Raw genomic sequence first — 16,838 nt, forward strand, 5'->3', positions numbered from 1 at the left:
TGCCACTCCATTTTTTTAACGTAACCAAAATATACCAGTTGACAAAAATTCGCGAAAAAACGAATTTATTCCAACTGATATAAAACTGGAGTGACTTGATGTCCGCTGCACCTCCCTCTCCTCAGGTCATTCCTGAAACCACCGTCAACGGCCAACGTGGCAAAGCCCGACGGATTCTACTGTCACTCGCCGGCGTGGCGCTGTTGGCCGGGCTGGCGTGGGGCGCCTGGTGGTGGCTCACCGGGCGCTTTATCCAGACCACCGACGACGCCTATCTGCAAGCCGACAGCATCAGCGTGGCGCCGAAAATCAACGGCTACGTCGCCGAGGTGCTGGTGGCCGACAACCAGAACGTGAAGCGTGGCGACGTGCTGGTGCGCCTGGATGCGCGCAAATACCAGGCAGTCAGTGACGAAGCCTCGGCGACGATTGCGGCCCGCGAGGCTGACTTTGCCAAGGCCCAGGCCGACCTCGTGCAACAGGACTCGACCATCGCCGAAGCACGGGCCCAACTGCAAGGCGCCCAGGCCGACGCCCAGCACGCGCAAACCGAAGTCGCACGTTATGCGCCGCTGGCGCGTTCCGGGGCCGAGCCGGAAGAACGCCTGGCGCAGCTCAACAACCAACTCGCCCAGGCCCGCAGCACCGTGGCCGCCAAGCAGGCCGCGTTGCGCTCCAGCCAGACCCGCTACGGCACCCTCGAAGCCCAGCTCAAGCAAGCCCAGGCGCAACTCGGCGTGGCCAAGGCCAGCGAAGCCCAGAGCCAGCTGGACGTGGACGACGCGGTGATTCGCAGCCCGCTCGATGGCCGCGTCGCTGATCGCGGTGTACGCGTCGGCCAATACGTGCAGCCGGGCACACGCTTGTTGACCGTGGTGCCGGTGAGCGCGATCTACCTGACCGCCAACTACAAGGAAACGCAGATCGGCGAGATGCGCGCCGGGCAGACCGTCACCGTGCATGTGGACGCACTGCCAGGCCATGATATTCAGGGCCATATCGACAGCCTGTCCCCAGGCACCGGCGCACAGTTCGCGTTGCTGCCGCCGTCCAACGCCACCGGCAACTTCACCAAGATCGTGCAGCGGGTGCCGGTGCGGATTTCCCTGGATGTACCGGATGACGACGTGCGCCAGGCACTGGTGCCCGGCTTGTCCGCCACCGTGGAAGTCGACACCCGCACCCACAAGGCAGACGCCAACCATGGCTGAAGCCATCTTGACCGAAGTGCCCGCAGACAAACCGCGCAACGCTTCGCTGACCGACTGGATCGCAGTCGCCGCCGGCTCGCTGGGCGCCTTGCTGGCGACCCTGGACATCTCGATCACCAACTCGGCGCTGCCGCAGATCCAGGGCCAGATCGGCGCGACCGGTACCGAGGGCACGTGGATCGCCACCGGTTACCTGATGTCGGAAATCGTCATGATTCCCCTTGCCGCCTGGCTGACCCGGGTATTCGGCCTGCGCCGGTTCCTGATCGGCACCGCGTTGATGTTCACGTTTTTCTCGATGTTCTGCGGGTTGTCTTCCAGCCTCGGCGCGATGATCGCCGGGCGTATCGGCCAGGGTTTTGCCGGCGGTGCGATGATCCCGACCGCGCAGACCATCGTGCGCACCCGCCTGCCTGCCCATCAGTTGGCAATCGGCACCACGATGTTCGGCATGACGGTGATCCTCGGTCCGCTGTTGGGCCCGGTGATTGGCGGATGGCTCACGGAAAACATCAACTGGCGCTGGTGCTTCTTCATCAACCTGCCCGTCAGCATCACCTTGATCACCTTGCTCATCACCGGCCTGCCCAGCGACCGCATGAACCTCCAGCAATTCATCAAGGCCGACTGGCTGGGCATCATTGGCCTGGCCATGGGCCTGAGTTCACTCACCGTGGTGCTGGAAGAAGGCCAGCGCGAACACTGGTTCGATTCGCAGTTGATCATCTGGTTGAGCATCACGATGGTGATCGGCTTCTTCCTGATTGCCGTCGGGCAAGTCCGCTCGAGTACGCCGATCCTGCGCCTGCAACTGGTGCTCAACCGCAGCTTCGGCAGCGTGCTGCTGATCGCCACGGCGGTCGGCGCCGGGCTCTATGGCACGGCGTACCTGGTGCCGCAGTTCCTCGGCATCCTGTCGGGCTATAACGCGCAACAGTCGGGTTCGATCATGTTGCTGTCGGGGATTCCGGCGTTCCTGCTGATGCCGATCCTGCCGCGAATGCTTGGCCGCCTGGACCTGCGGATGATGGTCGGCGTGGGTTTGTTGATGTACTGGGCCAGCTGCTTTCTCGACACCCAGCTCACCGCCCAGAGCGTCGGCCATGATTTCTACTGGTCGCAGATCCTGCGGGGCTTCGGGCAGATCCTGGTGATGATGCCCCTCAGCCAACTGTCGATGCGCTCGGTGGAAACCCGCGATGCGGGTGACGCGGCCGGGCTCTACAACATGTCACGCAACCTCGGCGGTACCTTGGGGCTGGCGCTGCTCGGCGTACTGATGGACCGGCGCAGCCACTTCCACGACGACATGTTGCGCGAAGGCATCCAGGCCAACACCCAGTTGACCCAGGATCAAATGGCGAGCGATACCGCCAGCTACCTGGCGCAAACCGGCGACCCGTCCACCGCCTCGCTGCAGGCCCTCGGTCATCTGGCCAACGACATCGCCCAACAAGCGGCGGTGATGGCCTACAACGACGCGTTCTACGTGCTGGGACTCGCCATGCTGGCGTGCCTTCCCCTGATCTTCATCCTGAAAAAGCGCGCGGCGCAGGCAGGCCAACGAACATGATTTATCGCTCACTTCCCTTGCTCTTCACCGTCGGCCTGCTGACGGCGTGTACCGTGGGGCCGGACTACCAGGGCGCGCCGGATGCCGCGCCAAAGACCCTCGCGGCCGGGCGCTTGCCCCACGCCGACATAGGCCTGCCGCGCACACCTGCGGTCGCCCAGTGGTGGCAAGCCCTGGGCGATCCGCAACTCAACCAATTGGTGGCCCAGGCCCTGCAAAACAGTCCGGACATGGCGACCGCCCAGGCGCGCCTCAAGCAATCGCGAGCCAGCCTGAGTGGCGCCAACGCCAACGCCCTGCCCAAGATCACCGGCGATGCAGCGATGCTGAAGCTGCGCTCCCCCGACACCTCGGCGCTGGGTGGCAGCAGTGGCGGTGGTCGCGGGCCATTGAGCCTTTACCTCGCCGGCTTTGATGCCAGCTGGGAGGCCGACCTGTTCGGCGGCACCCGGCGTGCAATCGAGGCGGCCCAGGCGGAGAACGACGCCTCGCAGGCGCAACTGGCCGATGCCCAGGTGCAACTGGCAGCCGAGGTGGTGCAGACCTATGCCGACGTGCGTGACCAGCAGGCGCGACTGGCGCTAGTGGACGCCAGTGTCGAGATTGAGGAACAGGCGCTGGACCTGACCCAGCAGCGACGCAGCCGTGGCGTGGCCTCGCAGTTACAGCTGGAGCAGGTCCTGACACAGGCCGAAAACACCCGGGCCCAACGCCTGCCGCTGCAAGCCTCAATCGTCGAGGCGATTGACCAGTTGAACCTGCTCTGCGGCCTGGAACCGGGCGAGTTGGACGCGAGCCTCAACACTCCCCGCGCCCTGCCCGCTATCCCTAGCCAAGTGCCATTTGCCGACCCGGCGGCGATCCTGAAAGCACGCCCGGATATCCGGGTGGCCGAGCGCCAACTGGCTTCCAGCAACGCGCAGATCGGCGAGAAAACCGCCGACTGGTTTCCCAAGCTCAGCCTGATGGGCGACTTGTCGTTCTCGGCGGCCGATCCCGGGCACCTGGCGCGCAAGGACAGCGGCACCTGGCTGCTGTTGCCGCGGCTGACCTGGAACGCATTGGATTTCGGCCGGGTGGCGGCCAGTGTCAAAGGTGCGGAAGCCGGGCGCGACGAGGCCCTGGCCCATTACAAAAGCGTGGTGTTGAGTGCGTTGCGTGATGCGGATGTGGCCCTGGCGCGGTATGGCAACCAGCGGCAGAACGTGGTGCTGCTGCGTAACGTGGAATCTTCGGCAGTACGGGCTGCGGACCTGACGCGCCAGCGTTATAAGGCAGGTACGGCGAGCACGCTGGATTGGCTGGACGCGGAACGTACGCGGTACCAGGCGCAGGAAAGCCGGATTTCCGGGGATGCGCTGTTGCTCAAGGACTTTGCGTCGTTGCACAAGGCGCTGGGGTTGGGATGGACGTTGTGACAAATAACCCGAGTGACCACTGACCTGTGGCGAGGGGGCTTGTCCCCCGTTGGGCTGCGCAGCGGCCCCAAAAAAGAGGGACTGCTACGCAGTCCAACGGGGGACAAGCCCCCTCGCCACAACAAGCCCTCTCACCACAGGTACGGTGTCAGCTTTTAATTGGCCGTATTGGCCCGCGCCGCGTGCAGCTTCTTGTAGCTGTCGATCAACCGCAGGTGCCGGTCCAGCCCTTCCAGCTTCATGCTCGTCGGCGTCAAACCATAGAACCGCACACTGCCATTCACCGACCCAATCGCCGCGTCCATCCGCTCGTTGCCAAACATCCGCCGGAAATTCACTTCGTAGTCCGCCAGTTCCAGGTCTTCGTCCAGCTCCATCTCCAGCACCGCATTCACAGCCTGATAGAACAAGCCGCGCTCGACGGTGTTGTCGTTGTACTGCTGGAACATCTCCACCAGTTCCTTGGCTTCTTCAAACTGCTGCAGGGCCAGATAAATCAGCAGCTTCAATTCCAGGATGGTCAGTTGACCCCACGCCGTATTGTCATCGAACTCGATGCCGATCAAGGTGGTGATGTCGGTGTAGTCGTCCAGCTCGCTTTCCACCAGACGCTCAACCAACCCCTTCAATTCCGCTTCGTCGAGGCGATGCAGGTTCAGGATGTCCTCGCGGAAAAACAGCGCCTTGTTGGTGTTGTCCCAGATCAGGTCGTCGATCGGGTAGATCTCCGAATAGTCGGGCACCAGGATGCGGCAGGCGGTCGCGCCGATGTGCTCGTACACCGCCATGTAGACTTCCTTGCCCATGCCTTCGAGGATGCCGAACAACGTGGCGGCTTCCTCGGCATTGGAGTTTTCACCCTGGCCGGAGAAGTCCCATTCGACGAACTCGTAATCCGACTTCGAGCTGAAGAAGCGCCACGACACCACGCCGCTGGAGTCGATGAAGTGCTCGACAAAGTTGTTCGGTTCGGTCACCGCATGGCCTTCAAACGTCGGCTGCGGCAGATCGTTCAGGCCTTCAAAGCTGCGGCCTTGCAGCAGTTCGGTGAGGCTGCGTTCCAACGCCACTTCCAGGCTTGGGTGCGCGCCGAACGAGGCGAATACGCCGCCGGTGCGTGGGTTCATCAACGTCACGCACATCACCGGGAATTCACCGCCCAGGGACGCATCCTTCACCAGTACCGGAAAACCCTGGGCTTCCAGGCCCTGGATACCGGCCAGGATACCGGGGAATTTCGCCAGCACTTCCTGCGGTACATCCGGCAGCGCGAATTCACCTTCGATGATTTCGCGTTTTACCGCGCGTTCGAAGATTTCCGACAGGCACTGCACCTGCGCTTCAGCCAGGGTGTTACCGGCACTCATGCCGTTGCTGAGGTACAGGTTCTCGATCAGGTTGGACGGGAAATACACCACCTCGCCATCGGACTGGCGCACGAACGGCAGCGAAACAATGCCGCGCTCTTCGTTGCCGGAGTTGGTGTCGTAGAGGTGTGAGCCGCGCAGCTCGCCGTCACGGTTGTAGATGTGCAGGCAATGCGCGTCGAGTATCTCCGGTGGCAGTTCGTCCTTGCGGCCCGGCTTGAACCAGCGCTCGTCCGGGTAATGCACAAACGCCGCGTTGGCGATGTCTTCACCCCAGAACTGGTCGTTGTAGAAGAAGTTGCAGTTCAGCCGCTCGATAAACTCGCCCAATGCCGACGCCAATGCGCCTTCCTTGGTCGCGCCCTTGCCGTTGGTGAAGCACATCGGCGAGTGCGCGTCGCGGATATGCAGCGACCATACGTTGGGCACGATATTGCGCCACGAAGCGATCTCGATCTTCATGCCCAGGCCCGCGAGAATGGCCGACATGTTGGCGATGGTTGTTTCCAGCGGCAGGTCCTTGCCCGCGATGTAGGTGCCCGCGTCGGACGCCGCGCTCGGCATCAGCAATGCCTGGGCATCGGCATCCAGGTTTTCCACTTCCTCGATGACAAACTCCGGCCCGGCCTGCACGACTTTTTTCACGGTGCAGCGGTCGATGGAACGCAGGATGCCCTGGCGGTCTTTATCGGAGATGTCCGCTGGCAATTCGACCTGGATCTTGAAGATCTGGTTGTAGCGGTTTTCCGGGTCGACAATGTTGTTCTGGGACAGGCGAATATTGTCGGTAGGGATGTTGCGGGTTTCGCAGTACAACTTCACAAAGTAAGCCGCACACAACGCCGACGACGCCAGGAAGTAATCGAACGGACCGGGGGCCGAGCCATCGCCCTTGTAGCGAATAGGCTGGTCGGCCACCACGGTGAAGTCGTCGAACTTGGCTTCAAGTCGAAGGTTGTCGAGAAAATTGACCTTGATTTCCATGCGGGATTACCAGAATAGCGAGCAAAATATGGCCGCCATTATCCGGGTTTCGAGGCGTAAGTCTTGTGCTTTCGGGCCTGGGCGATCGTTGGCGATGGGTATCAGCCGTGTTGAAAGTCCGCAATCTGCTGCCACATCGCGATCGGGTTGGAGTACATCGGGAAGTGCCCGCACCGGGCAATCGGCGCCAACCGCACGCCTTGCGCCTGGATATGCGCCAGGTACGACAAATGGGCATTCTGCTCGCCGTACATGAACATGCGCGGGCATTCCAGGCCGAGGAACTTGCCCATCAAGTCGGCGTTATCCGACAGTTCGACCATCGACTGGAAGATCCCCCGCACCGCCCCGGCACGCACCTTGTGCCGCAGGCTCGCCGAATACAGCGCGCTGGCGTAGGCCGGTGCCTGCCGGGTGCGTTCGATAAAGGCGCTGAAAAACGCCTCGGGATCGTCCGCCGGGTAGTCGACGATCTGCCGGCTGAGAAAGCAGTCTTCCGGGGCGATATTGCCTTCGATATCAACAAAGCTCAGCACCCGGCCCGGGAACTGGTGCGCCAGCATCAGCGCGGTAAGCCCGCCCATGGAGTGGCCTACCAGATGGAAGCGCTCGATGTTGAAATGCTCGAGCACCTGCAAGGCGGTTTGCAGCAGGAACGGGATGGAGATCTTCGACAGGTCATCGCAATGGCTCTCACCGCAACCCGGGGCGTCATAAGCCAAAAATGGATGACCGTCGAAGGCAGGTTGCTGGACGATGTCGGCGTAATCTTCCTTGGTCGAGCCAAAGCCATGCAGGAACACGATTGGCGCCAGGGTACCCGCGCGGTGGATCGCGGCGATGTTCAACGGTACATCGTCGACCGTCTGGAGAAGCCGTGTATGGGTGAACGGTTCGGGTGACGACATAGTGTTGATTCCTCGAAAGACGACCGCACTGGACGGATTAGCTGCCCAAAGCCGCCAATTTCAAGGATATTCATGCCGGTGTAAATTCCCGATTCAAGAAGGCATTCATAGGCCAATCGTATGAATCATGGCATTGCAGCGTGGTATCTGCAGTACATACAACCACCACGGGGAAGAGCGGCACGATGATCCACGCGATAATGGTCGATGTAGACGGTGTACTGATTAACGGGCGGCCTGCAGATGGCAGGCCTTGGGCATCTGAGATTGAAGCGGATCTGGGCATCAGTAACGCCGATTTGAACCGCGAGTTTTTTGGCCCTTACTGGAGCGACATCATCGTCGGACACTCGGGGCTTGCCGAGCAACTGAAGCTGGCACTGGCGCGACTTACGCCGTCCGTTCCCCACGAAGACTTGATTGCCTATTGGTTTGCAAGTGACGCCAGGCTAAACCGGCCGTTGCTGGAAGCACTCGCCCAACTGCGCGAGAGAGGTACGAAGGTCTTCCTGGCGACCAACCAGGAGCACCTGCGGTCGGCCTACCTGATGGATCAACTTGGCCTCGGCCCGCACGTTGACGGCATCTATTATTCGGCGGCACTGGGCAGTCGCAAGCCTGAACGGGACTTCTTTGAACAGACAGCCGCTCTCTCGGGCTTCGCTCCAGAGCAATTGCTGCTGATAGACGACACCCCTGCGAATGTCGTCGCGGCAAGGCAACTGGGCTGGAATGCGGTGCTATGGACAGCGGGCAGCTCCCTGTCTGCCGAACTGGCCAAGCTACAGGCTGAGGGCGTGAACCTCGCACCGCCCTCATAGGCCTGTTGCGGCCTTACTCAATCACCGCCGATCAGCCACCCAGTTCACAGACAACGACGCCCTACCCCGCACTCAATCCCCACAACACGTCCAACACATGTTGCGTAGGCCGCTCAACCTCCCCGGCGCGATGGGCGATCCCCAACTGGCGCCACAACAACGGCTGCAATGGCCGCATCACAATCCGGGTGTCGTGCAAGGGCGTGGACGCTTCATGGGGCAACAACGTGGCCCCGTAACCGGCGGCCACCAGGCTTTTGATTGCGTCGTTGTAATTCAGCTGAATACGCGCCGTCGGCTGGTAGCCGTCATTGGCAAACCACTCCGAGGTCAGGCGCGAAAGCCGGGTGGTGTTGTCATTCAGGATTAACGGCTGGGCAGCCAGCCAGGCGGGTGTTACCACCTCGGGGCATTCCCGGCGCGCCGGCAAAAACGCCATGACCGGGTCGCGCCGCCAGGGCTCGATCCGCAAGCCCTTCACCGGTGCCTGGGGCAGCGCCACCAGGCCGATCTCCAGGGCGCCCTCGGCCAGCTTCTTCAATGTGTCCTGCGACGTGAGCACCGCCACCTGCACATCAATGGCGGGATGATGTTGGCTCAAGGTTTCCAGGGCTTGCGGCAGCAACTGTGCGATGGCTCCGGTTGAGGCTCCCAGGCGCACCCGCCCCGCCAGCCCCTGCACCTGTCGCTCCACGTCTTCAAGCGCCTGCTCGGCATCCGCCAACAAGCGGCGCGCGCGCTCCACCAGGGTTTCGCCAATCGCTGAAGGCTGCACCCGCCCACGGGTACGCGATAGCAGCTTGCCGCCCACTCGCGCCTCCAGGTCGGCGATATGCAGGCTGACGGTGGGTGGCGCCAGGTTGAGCATGCGGGCTGCCTCGGCGAACGAACCGAGGTCGGCAATCGCCACCAACGTACGCAGGCGGTCCAGGCTGATTTCGCGCATGGGTCAATCCTCGTTCATAAAAACTGAACTTCATCGTTTGGAAATTCAACTTTTCCTATCCTAGCGGCTGGCCGAAGATTGGAACACCTGATTTCCTATCCGAGTGCATCCCATGGCAAATCCTCTTGTATTCATCGACGGCGACCAAGGCACCACCGGGCTACAGATCCATCAACGCCTGCGCGACCGCACCGATCTGCAACTGATCACCCTCAGCCCTGAACACCGCAAGGACCCGCAGCAGCGCGCCGAGATGATCAACGCCTGCGATATCGCGATTCTCTGCCTGCCCGACGACGCCGCACGGGACGCCGTCGCCAGCATCCACAATCCGGCCGTGCGGGTGATCGACGCGAGTTCGGCACACCGCACTCATCCCGACTGGACCTACGGTTTCGCCGAGATGAACCCGCAACAGGCGCAACGCATTGCCACGGCGCAGCGGGTGAGCAATCCCGGTTGCTATCCCACCGGCGCGATTGGTTTGTTGCGCCCGTTGCTTGAGGCCGGGCTGCTGCCCGGGGACTACCCGACGACCATTCATGCCGTCTCGGGCTATTCCGGCAAGGGCCGCGCCGGGGTGCAGGAGCATGAGGGCGCCGACGCCTCACAGGCGCCCGCGTTCCTGGTGTATGGGCTGGGACTGGCACACAAGCATGTGCCGGAGATTCAGCAGCAAAGCGGGCTGACGGAAAGGCCGACCTTTGTGCCGGCCTACGGGGCTTTTCGCCAGGGGATCGTATTGACCATCCCCCTGCAACTTCGGTTATTGGCGCCGGGTGTGAATGGCTCGCGGTTGCATGACTGTTTGACTCAGCACTACCGCGATACGAATCACGTCCAGGTGCTGTCGATGCAGACCGCCAAGGAGCTGACCTACCTTGACCCTCAAGCGCTGAACGGCACGGACGATGTACGCCTGATCGTGTGTGAAAACCACGAGACGGGCCAGGTCCTGCTGGCGGCGATATTCGACAACCTCGGCAAGGGCGCCGCAGGTGCCGCCGTGCAAAACCTGGATTTGATGATCAAGCCGAGACCGTAGCGATAAAGGCGCGCAGGTCCGCCAGCATCAACGCCGGCTGCTCCCAGGCCGCGAAGTGACCGCCGGCGGGCATCTCGCTCCAGTGCACGATGTTGAAGGTCTTTTCGGCAAATGAGCGCGGCGGCGGCACGAACACCGGATCACGAAAGGCGGCAAATCCGGTCGGCACCTGGATGCGGGTGCCGGCCGGGAATTTTGACGATCCCTCAAGGCGCTTGCCGTGATACATCCACGTCGCGGTGACCATGGAAGATGGCGCGAGATACAACATGATGTTGGTCAGCAGTTGCTCCTCGGTAAAGGTGCCCCAGAGATCCGGGCTGCCATCGGCGGTAGTGGGCAGATCGGCCCATGTGCCGATTTTTTCGAGGATCCATCCCGCGGCCCCCACCGGGCTGTCGGCCAGCGCGACACCCAGGGTCTGCGGGCGGGTTTCCTGCTGGTGGTTGTAGCCGGTTTCCCAGTCGATCAGCACGTCACGCCGGGCGACGAAAGCCTCCTCCTCCGGCGTGGTCGCAACGGTGCCCTGGGCCAGCAGGTCGGCCATGTTCAGGTGAATCCCCAGTAACGCCTCGGGCCGATCGTGGGCCATCCAACCGGCGATGCCCGAACCCCAGTCACCGCCCTGAACGATGAAGCGGGTTGGCCCGAACAGCCGGGCCATCAGCCCATGCATGAGTTCGCCCGCCCGACGTGGGCCAATCACTCCGGTGATCGGCCTGGAGAATGCAAACCCCGGAAGCGACGGCACGATCACATCGTGTCCGTCAGCCGCCAGCGGTTCCAGCAGCGCCTCGAACTCCAGGTACGAACCTGGCCAGCCATGGAGCAGCAGGATCGGCGGCCTGGAACCGTCGCCCCGCACATGGAGAAAATGCAGGTGCTCGCCCTCAATCCCGGTGATGAAGTTGGGCAGTTGGTTGAGGTGTTTTTCGACCCGGCGCCAATCATAGGATTCCAGCCAGTAAGCGACCAGGCGCTGAAGGTCGCGCACGCCAACGCCCGACTTCCACCCTCCCAAATCGGGAAGCTGGGTCCAATCGTAGGCGGCGACTTTGTCGCGGATGGCCACAAGACGTTCGTCGGGGATATTGATGGTGTAGGGCAAGATCATGGGATTCTCCTGGTGAGTTTCCGTATTACATTGCTTTACGCAATACTGACCCCGACAAAAACCGATGTGAACCCCATTACGCCGCTCAAGGCCTTTGCGAAAAACGCACAAGTGAGTTTCCCGTGGACATAACGGACGAACTGGAAATCTTTACCCTCGTGGCCGAGACCGCGAGTTTCTCCGCGGCCGCGCGTCGCTTGAACCTTGCGCCCTCCTCCATCGCGCGGGTGCTGGACCGCATGGAAGCCCGGCTCGGCGTACGCCTGTTGCTGCGAACCACGCGCTCACTGACCGTGACCCCGGAGGGCGCCGCCTATCTGTCGTGCGCCCGGCGGATCCTCACGGACCTGCGGGAAACCGAACAGCAGATTACCGACCAGAGTTCACCCCGCGGGCGCCTGCGGGTCAGCAGTTCGCTGCTGTATGGCAGGACCTTCGTGATCCCGTTGTTGGGCGAGTTCATTCAGCGTTACCCGGACATCCTGGTGGACATCAACCTGACCGACACCGTGGTCGACATCGCCGCCGGGCAAGCCGACGTCGCAGTGCGATTGGGCCCGCTGCCCGACAGCAGCCTGACGTCCCGCCGGCTGGGCGCCACCCACAAGGTCATCATTGCTGCGCCGAGCTATCTGGCACGACGCGGCACGCCGCAGGTGCCGGAAGACCTGCTGGATCAAGACTGCATCGGTTTCAACTTCAAGCGTGCGGCGCCCACCTGGCCGTTTCGCAAGGATGGCCACGACTATTCACTGACGATCAAGGGCCATGTCGAAACCAATAACGGTGACACCCAGGGCCAATTGGCGGCCGAGGGCATCGGCATCGCGCGGGTCTGCGCCGAGACCGTGGCGGACGCCATTCAGGCGGGTCGGCTGGTGCCGCTGCTGGAGGCATTCAATCCAGGCGATGGCGAAGAGATCCATGCCGTGTTCCTCGGCGGTACCCACACGCCGGCGCGGGTCCGGTGTTTTGTCGACTACCTGGTTGAGCGGTTCCAGTAGGCGCGAAATTGCATGATTACTCGGCAACGAGTTCGACGTAGCTCGACTCCCCGCCTCCCGTCGCGCCCGACAACCAGCCCCAGACGAAGGCCAGGGTGGTACGCCCGGCGTCATCCACGCCTAGCGTGCCCCGGGACCAGCCGGCAAGAATCTCGCCCTCGGTGGTCAGGCACTGGTACAGCAACTCGATGGTATCGGGGCCTGTGGCGCGCCCGACTTGATTGCCCATGCGAATCCGGCCGCCCTGGTAGGTGCCCCAGATGGCGTTTTCATCGACGTGGTAATGAAACACGGTGCCTGTACCGGACACACCATGGGTGTTGCCCGCGACGATAAACCGGCGGTTGTCCAGGCGTTCGCTGATTTGGCAAAAGGCATTTGGCATTGACAGGCGCTTCCTTGGTCGAGAGGGTCCATTCCGGGGCGCCCAACCTACCTCATATGGCTTTTGTCGGTCATGTAAAACCTGCACAATTGTGGGCTTTCCCGCGACAGGACGTCCCTTCATGCAACGCATCGTGATTCTCGGTAATGCGGGCAGCGGAAAATCCACCCTCGCCCGCGCCCTCGGACAACGCCTGGGCCTGCCCGTGGTGCACCTGGACACCCTGTTCTGGTCGCCCGGCTGGGTCGAGCCCGACGCCGAGCAGTTCCGTACCCGCGTGCGCGACGCCGTTGCCGCCGATGGCTGGGTGTGTGAAGGCAACTATGCGCGGCGCACGTTCGACCTGCGCCTGCCCCGTGCCGATTTGATCATCTGGCTCGACACGCCACGGCTCACCTGCTTTACCCGGGTGATCCTGCGCAGTGCGCTGAACCGCCCGCGCCCGGATATTCCCGCCGGCTGTACCGAGAAACTCGACCGGGAGTTCCTGACATTCCTGAAGTACGTGTGGACGTTTGATCGCGGCCACCGGCCAGGTATCGAGGCGGTGCGGTTGGCGGCAGGCCCGTCGGTGCCCGTGGTGCACCTGCGCGGTGGCCGGCAGATCGCCGAGTTTTTCGAGCGCTTGCCCGCAGCATCTGAAGGCTGCCTTGAATAAATGGAGCAGGAGCGTTGGCCGCGATAGTGGGTCGTCTTGCCAGTGAAGAAATCAATGATGGCAAGACTTCCACCGCTTTCGCGCCATGCCGTCCTACAGGTTTTTTCAACTGTAGGATCTTGTTGGTAGCCGCTCCCTCGTGCGACCTGTAGAAGCCCCTATCTGGATCTCAAGTACCGATAGAGCGTCTGCCGACTGATTTCAAAATCACGCGCCAATTTGGATCTACTTTCTCCTGCAGTGGCCCGGTCAATTAAGTTTACAACCTGATTGTCAGACAGCTTTTTCTTGCGACCTCTATAAGTCCCACGATTCTTTGCACTGGCAATTCCCGCCGCCTGTCTTTCCCTCATCGCAGCGCGCTCGAACTCTGCAATCAGCTCCATTACCGCAATGATCGACTCCACGACTTCAAGACAGTCATGCCGGAAAACCAGGTTTTCGTTCAAACACTCCAACGTGACCTGCTTTTCAATCAACCGGCGAATGATGGCGCACAGCTGCTCCGTGCTTGAAGTCAGCGCTGCCATGCTGTCCACCACCACGGTATCCCCGCACTGCAGGTAGCGGAGTAGCCTTTCCAGGCCTGCAGGATTCGCGGCATTGTCTGCCGGCTCATCGCAAAACACGGCATCAAATACATCGTCGCTTGTTATTTTCTCTACGCCACCCTCGGGCTCTTTTAGAGCGCGCCGGACATATTTGATGCGATGCAATCTCATGGTGCCTCCTTGGCAATACTTGTACAGCGTCATTTTATACTTGTACAAACTGTAACTAAATCATCAATTCCTTACACCGCACTTGTAACACTGAACCCACCCAAAATACACAGTTGCAAAGAGTTGAACTTCCCTTATCATTTTGAAGCATGGAATTCTAACAAGCTTTTCGCAAAAAAGTCGATTTCGTATTTCTTGAGTGCCCCGTGCAATTCAAGCAACCCATATGAGTATCTACTGTTTTACAGCTCAAATAATTGACATGAGCGGCTTGACGCGACTGTTAATTTCTCGATGCAATCAGAGGATGAATGGATGAATGTCTTGGAAGGCGCCATCGAAATTGATCGCCCAACTACCGATCAGGAAAAGATTGATAAGGTAACCCGCAGTATTACCGATCATGGGAACTACCTGCGAAAGCGTTATCCGATCCTGCTGCACCAGGATGCTCTGGGCGCGAGTGTCATGGCGTTTTCTTTGATAGGGATGGTCATTACGGGAGGGCTCTATCTAAAGGGTTTTATCCCCGCATGGATGTGTATTCTGGTCAATGCGCTGCTGACTTCGTTCATTCATGAAATCGAACATGACCTGATTCATCGCCTTTATTTTAGAAAACAGCCGCTGGCCCATAATGCCATGATGCTCTTCTGCTGGCTGGCACGCCCGGGTATGCCCAGCCCGTGGCTAAGACGTAATCTGCACTTTCATCACCATAAGGAGTCCGGAACTGATTCTGATGTTGAAGCCTGGATCACCACGAGCGGCAGTCCTTGGGGAATACTGCGATTACTGAAACTGGTGGACGGCTTTGTATTTGGTTTTCTAAATGCGGTGTTTGCCCCGGGATGGCGGCAAAAGGTAAAATTGTTAGGCAAGATCATTCGGCTCAATACACCATTCGGGCTTCTGTATTGGGGGTGCTGGTATGTGTTCCTCGGCTACCACCTGTATGTCTGGCTTGGGTCAATTACCGGGATGGAGGTTCACAGCGCTGCTACGACGCTGGAACTAATGGATATCGTAAATAGTGCAGTAGTTATTCTTATAGCGCCCAATATGATACGGCAGTTCTGCCTGTTCTTTATAAGTTCAAATATGCACTATTACGGCGATGTTGCCCCGCGTAACGCATTACAACAAACCCAGGTGATGAACCCTTGGTGGCTGTGGCCGTTCCAGTTGTTCTGTTTTAACTTTGGCAGCACTCACAGCATCCATCACTTCGTGGTGAGAGACCCGTTTTATCTGCGTCAGATGACGGCACCTTATGCTCATAAAGTCATGGCCCAGGCCGGTGTCAGGTTCAATGACTTCGGCACCTACAAACGAGCCAATCGCTTTTCCATGGAGCACTCCCAAACTCGGTCTCGTGGGTGAATTCCTCCACAACCATTATCGGTGTTCGGCAAGTATCAAGGGCCGCACTTCAAATACGAGGACGTTGAGGTATGAAAGCGCAAGGGATATGTGCGAAGCAGTTTGAAGCGGTCAAGCAGGCCTTCGAGGACATGTTCGATGATCCGCAGGAACGTGGGGCCGGCCTGTGCGTGCAGGTAGGCGCAGAGATCGTTGTCGACCTGTGGGCCGGCATGGCAGACCAGGCGGGGACGAAACCCTGGACCCGCGATACGCTGGCCAATACCTTCTGCGTAATAAAACCCTATGTCGCGGTGGCCGTCCTGATGTTGGTTGAGGCGGGCAAGCTGGAGCTGGATGCACCCGTGGCCCGTTACTGGCCCGAGTTCGCCCGGAGCGGGAAAGCAAAGGTCACCCTGCGCCAGGTGATGAACCATACCGCAGGCCTGCCGGCGCTGCGGGGGCCCGACCACAACCCCATGATGTATGACTGGGAGCATATGCTGCGACTGCTGGAGGCCGAGCCACTGTGGTGGGAACCGGGAACAGACCTGGGCTACGGCACCACCACGTTTGGCTGGATCCTCGGAGAGTTGATTCGCCGGGTGGACGGACGAGATCCCTGTGTGTTTATCCACGAAGAGATTCTCGATCCCCATGAGTTGGACGTGCACCTTGGCGTGAACGAAGAACACTTTCATCGTATCGCGCGTTTCGACAGTGCTACGGGACGAGTCGGTGACCCTTACTCGCAGGCGTTGCGAACCGTGGTGAAAAACGAGCCGTCGCATATCGCGACGCTCGCCTTCACCAACCCCGGAATGGTGCCCAGACGAACCAGTGACCCTCGCTGGTGGGCCTACCGGCAACCCGCCGTGTGTGGACACGGTTCGGCTCACGGCCTGGCCGGTTTCTACAGTGCATTGATGGCAGGAAACTTTATCGGTCCCGAGCTGCTTACTGAATTCAGCCGTGAGCACAGTCATGGCATGGATCGAGTATGGATGCGCCCCATGCGTTATGGATTGGGTTGCATGCTCGAGCAGCAACGCGACCCGACGGCTTCCCATGCAATGGGCCCGAACACCTTTGGCCATATCGGGCTTGGTGGCCCGATCAGTTTCGCTGATCCCGAAAAACAAGTGAGCTTCGGTTTTGTCACCACGACTTCGGGCAGCCATTCGATGATTGATCCACGCCCACGCCGACTTTCATCCCTTGTCTATGCGTCGCTTTGAAGGCAAGGGGCGGATCTGTTCATCTGAGGCTTTCAAGGGGGCGCAATACTGCCGAATGCAACGCAGCAAGTTTGTGGCACGA

15 protein-coding genes are annotated in these 16,838 nt (G+C 60.5%); 9 read left to right on the top strand and 6 right to left on the bottom strand.

Translation table 11 applies throughout. The features are described 5' to 3' along the window. Nucleotides 1–98: 98 nt before the first annotated feature. The 3 genes from V6607_RS17705 to V6607_RS17715 are packed head-to-tail and all read left to right on the top strand — an operon-like array spanning nt 99 to nt 4,202. A complete protein-coding gene (locus tag V6607_RS17705; protein WP_134326734.1) occupies nt 99–1,211 on the top strand; it encodes an HlyD family secretion protein in 1,113 nt (370 codons plus the stop codon). After that, nucleotides 1,204–2,784: a DHA2 family efflux MFS transporter permease subunit gene (locus V6607_RS17710; protein ID WP_134326735.1), complete on the top strand. Its 1,581-nt coding sequence runs from the start codon at nt 1,204–1,206 to the stop codon at nt 2,782–2,784. The genes V6607_RS17705 and V6607_RS17710 overlap by 8 nt, the downstream gene beginning before the upstream one ends. Beyond that, entirely contained in the window at nt 2,781–4,202 is a 1,422-nt protein-coding gene (locus tag V6607_RS17715; protein WP_102369199.1) for an efflux transporter outer membrane subunit, read from the top strand. The genes V6607_RS17710 and V6607_RS17715 overlap by 4 nt, the downstream gene beginning before the upstream one ends. 155 nt (nt 4,203–4,357) lie before the next feature. Here V6607_RS17715 and V6607_RS17720 read toward each other — a convergent pair whose 3' ends face one another. Then, nucleotides 4,358–6,553 (bottom strand): OsmC domain/YcaO domain-containing protein, encoded by a 2,196-nt coding sequence (locus tag V6607_RS17720; protein WP_087695051.1) that lies wholly within the window; start codon nt 6,551–6,553, stop codon nt 4,358–4,360. 101 nt (nt 6,554–6,654) lie between these two features. Further along, nucleotides 6,655–7,461 carry an alpha/beta hydrolase gene (locus V6607_RS17725; protein WP_134326736.1) on the bottom strand — a complete coding sequence of 269 codons (807 nt, stop codon included), beginning with the start codon at nt 7,459–7,461 and terminating at the stop codon, nt 6,655–6,657. A gap of 185 nt (nt 7,462–7,646) precedes the next feature. On the opposite strand from V6607_RS17725, the gene V6607_RS17730 reads away from it, so the two are divergent. Beyond that, nucleotides 7,647–8,282 carry an HAD family phosphatase gene (locus V6607_RS17730; RefSeq protein WP_003215155.1) on the top strand — a complete coding sequence of 212 codons (636 nt, stop codon included), beginning with the start codon at nt 7,647–7,649 and terminating at the stop codon, nt 8,280–8,282. Nucleotides 8,283–8,343: 61 nt separating this feature from the next. Here V6607_RS17730 and V6607_RS17735 read toward each other — a convergent pair whose 3' ends face one another. Next, nucleotides 8,344–9,228: a LysR family transcriptional regulator gene (locus V6607_RS17735; protein ID WP_134326737.1), complete on the bottom strand. Its 885-nt coding sequence runs from the start codon at nt 9,226–9,228 to the stop codon at nt 8,344–8,346. Nucleotides 9,229–9,340: 112 nt separating this feature from the next. Between V6607_RS17735 and argC the strand changes: the two genes are divergently transcribed. Further along, entirely contained in the window at nt 9,341–10,273 is a 933-nt protein-coding gene (gene argC / locus V6607_RS17740) for an N-acetyl-gamma-glutamyl-phosphate reductase (RefSeq protein WP_134326738.1), read from the top strand. On the opposite strand, the gene V6607_RS17745 is transcribed toward argC, so the two are convergent. Then, nucleotides 10,257–11,387: an epoxide hydrolase family protein gene (locus tag V6607_RS17745; protein WP_134326739.1), complete on the bottom strand. Its 1,131-nt coding sequence runs from the start codon at nt 11,385–11,387 to the stop codon at nt 10,257–10,259. The two genes, argC and V6607_RS17745, sit on opposite strands and share 17 nt — an antisense overlap. Nucleotides 11,388–11,509: 122 nt before the next feature. On the opposite strand from V6607_RS17745, the gene V6607_RS17750 reads away from it, so the two are divergent. After that, nucleotides 11,510–12,391 carry a LysR family transcriptional regulator gene (locus V6607_RS17750; RefSeq protein ID WP_134326740.1) on the top strand — a complete coding sequence of 294 codons (882 nt, stop codon included), beginning with the start codon at nt 11,510–11,512 and terminating at the stop codon, nt 12,389–12,391. Nucleotides 12,392–12,407: 16 nt separating this feature from the next. Here V6607_RS17750 and V6607_RS17755 read toward each other — a convergent pair whose 3' ends face one another. Beyond that, on the bottom strand, nt 12,408–12,776 hold the full coding sequence (locus tag V6607_RS17755) for a hypothetical protein (RefSeq protein WP_008436319.1): 369 nt from the start codon (nt 12,774–12,776) through the stop codon (nt 12,408–12,410). 121 nt (nt 12,777–12,897) lie between these two features. Here V6607_RS17755 and V6607_RS17760 point away from each other — a divergent pair, with 121 nt between their 5' ends. Beyond that, nucleotides 12,898–13,434: an AAA family ATPase gene (locus V6607_RS17760; protein ID WP_134326741.1), complete on the top strand. Its 537-nt coding sequence runs from the start codon at nt 12,898–12,900 to the stop codon at nt 13,432–13,434. Between the two features lie 158 nt (nt 13,435–13,592). Here the strand turns inward: V6607_RS17760 and V6607_RS17765 are convergent, their stop codons facing one another. Next, nucleotides 13,593–14,156, bottom strand: a complete 564-nt coding sequence (locus V6607_RS17765) for a recombinase family protein (protein WP_008436314.1) — start codon at nt 14,154–14,156, stop codon at nt 13,593–13,595. A 315-nt stretch (nt 14,157–14,471) separates the two neighbouring features. On the opposite strand from V6607_RS17765, the gene V6607_RS17770 reads away from it, so the two are divergent. Then, nucleotides 14,472–15,539 carry a fatty acid desaturase gene (locus V6607_RS17770; RefSeq protein ID WP_134326742.1) on the top strand — a complete coding sequence of 356 codons (1,068 nt, stop codon included), beginning with the start codon at nt 14,472–14,474 and terminating at the stop codon, nt 15,537–15,539. A 71-nt stretch (nt 15,540–15,610) separates the two neighbouring features. Next, nucleotides 15,611–16,756, top strand: a complete 1,146-nt coding sequence (locus V6607_RS17775) for a serine hydrolase domain-containing protein (RefSeq protein ID WP_134326743.1) — start codon at nt 15,611–15,613, stop codon at nt 16,754–16,756. Nucleotides 16,757–16,838 lie beyond the last annotated feature (82 nt).

It is taken from the genome of Pseudomonas sp. KK18, from assembly GCF_037094675.1.
Lineage (GTDB): Bacteria > Pseudomonadota > Gammaproteobacteria > Pseudomonadales > Pseudomonadaceae > Aquipseudomonas.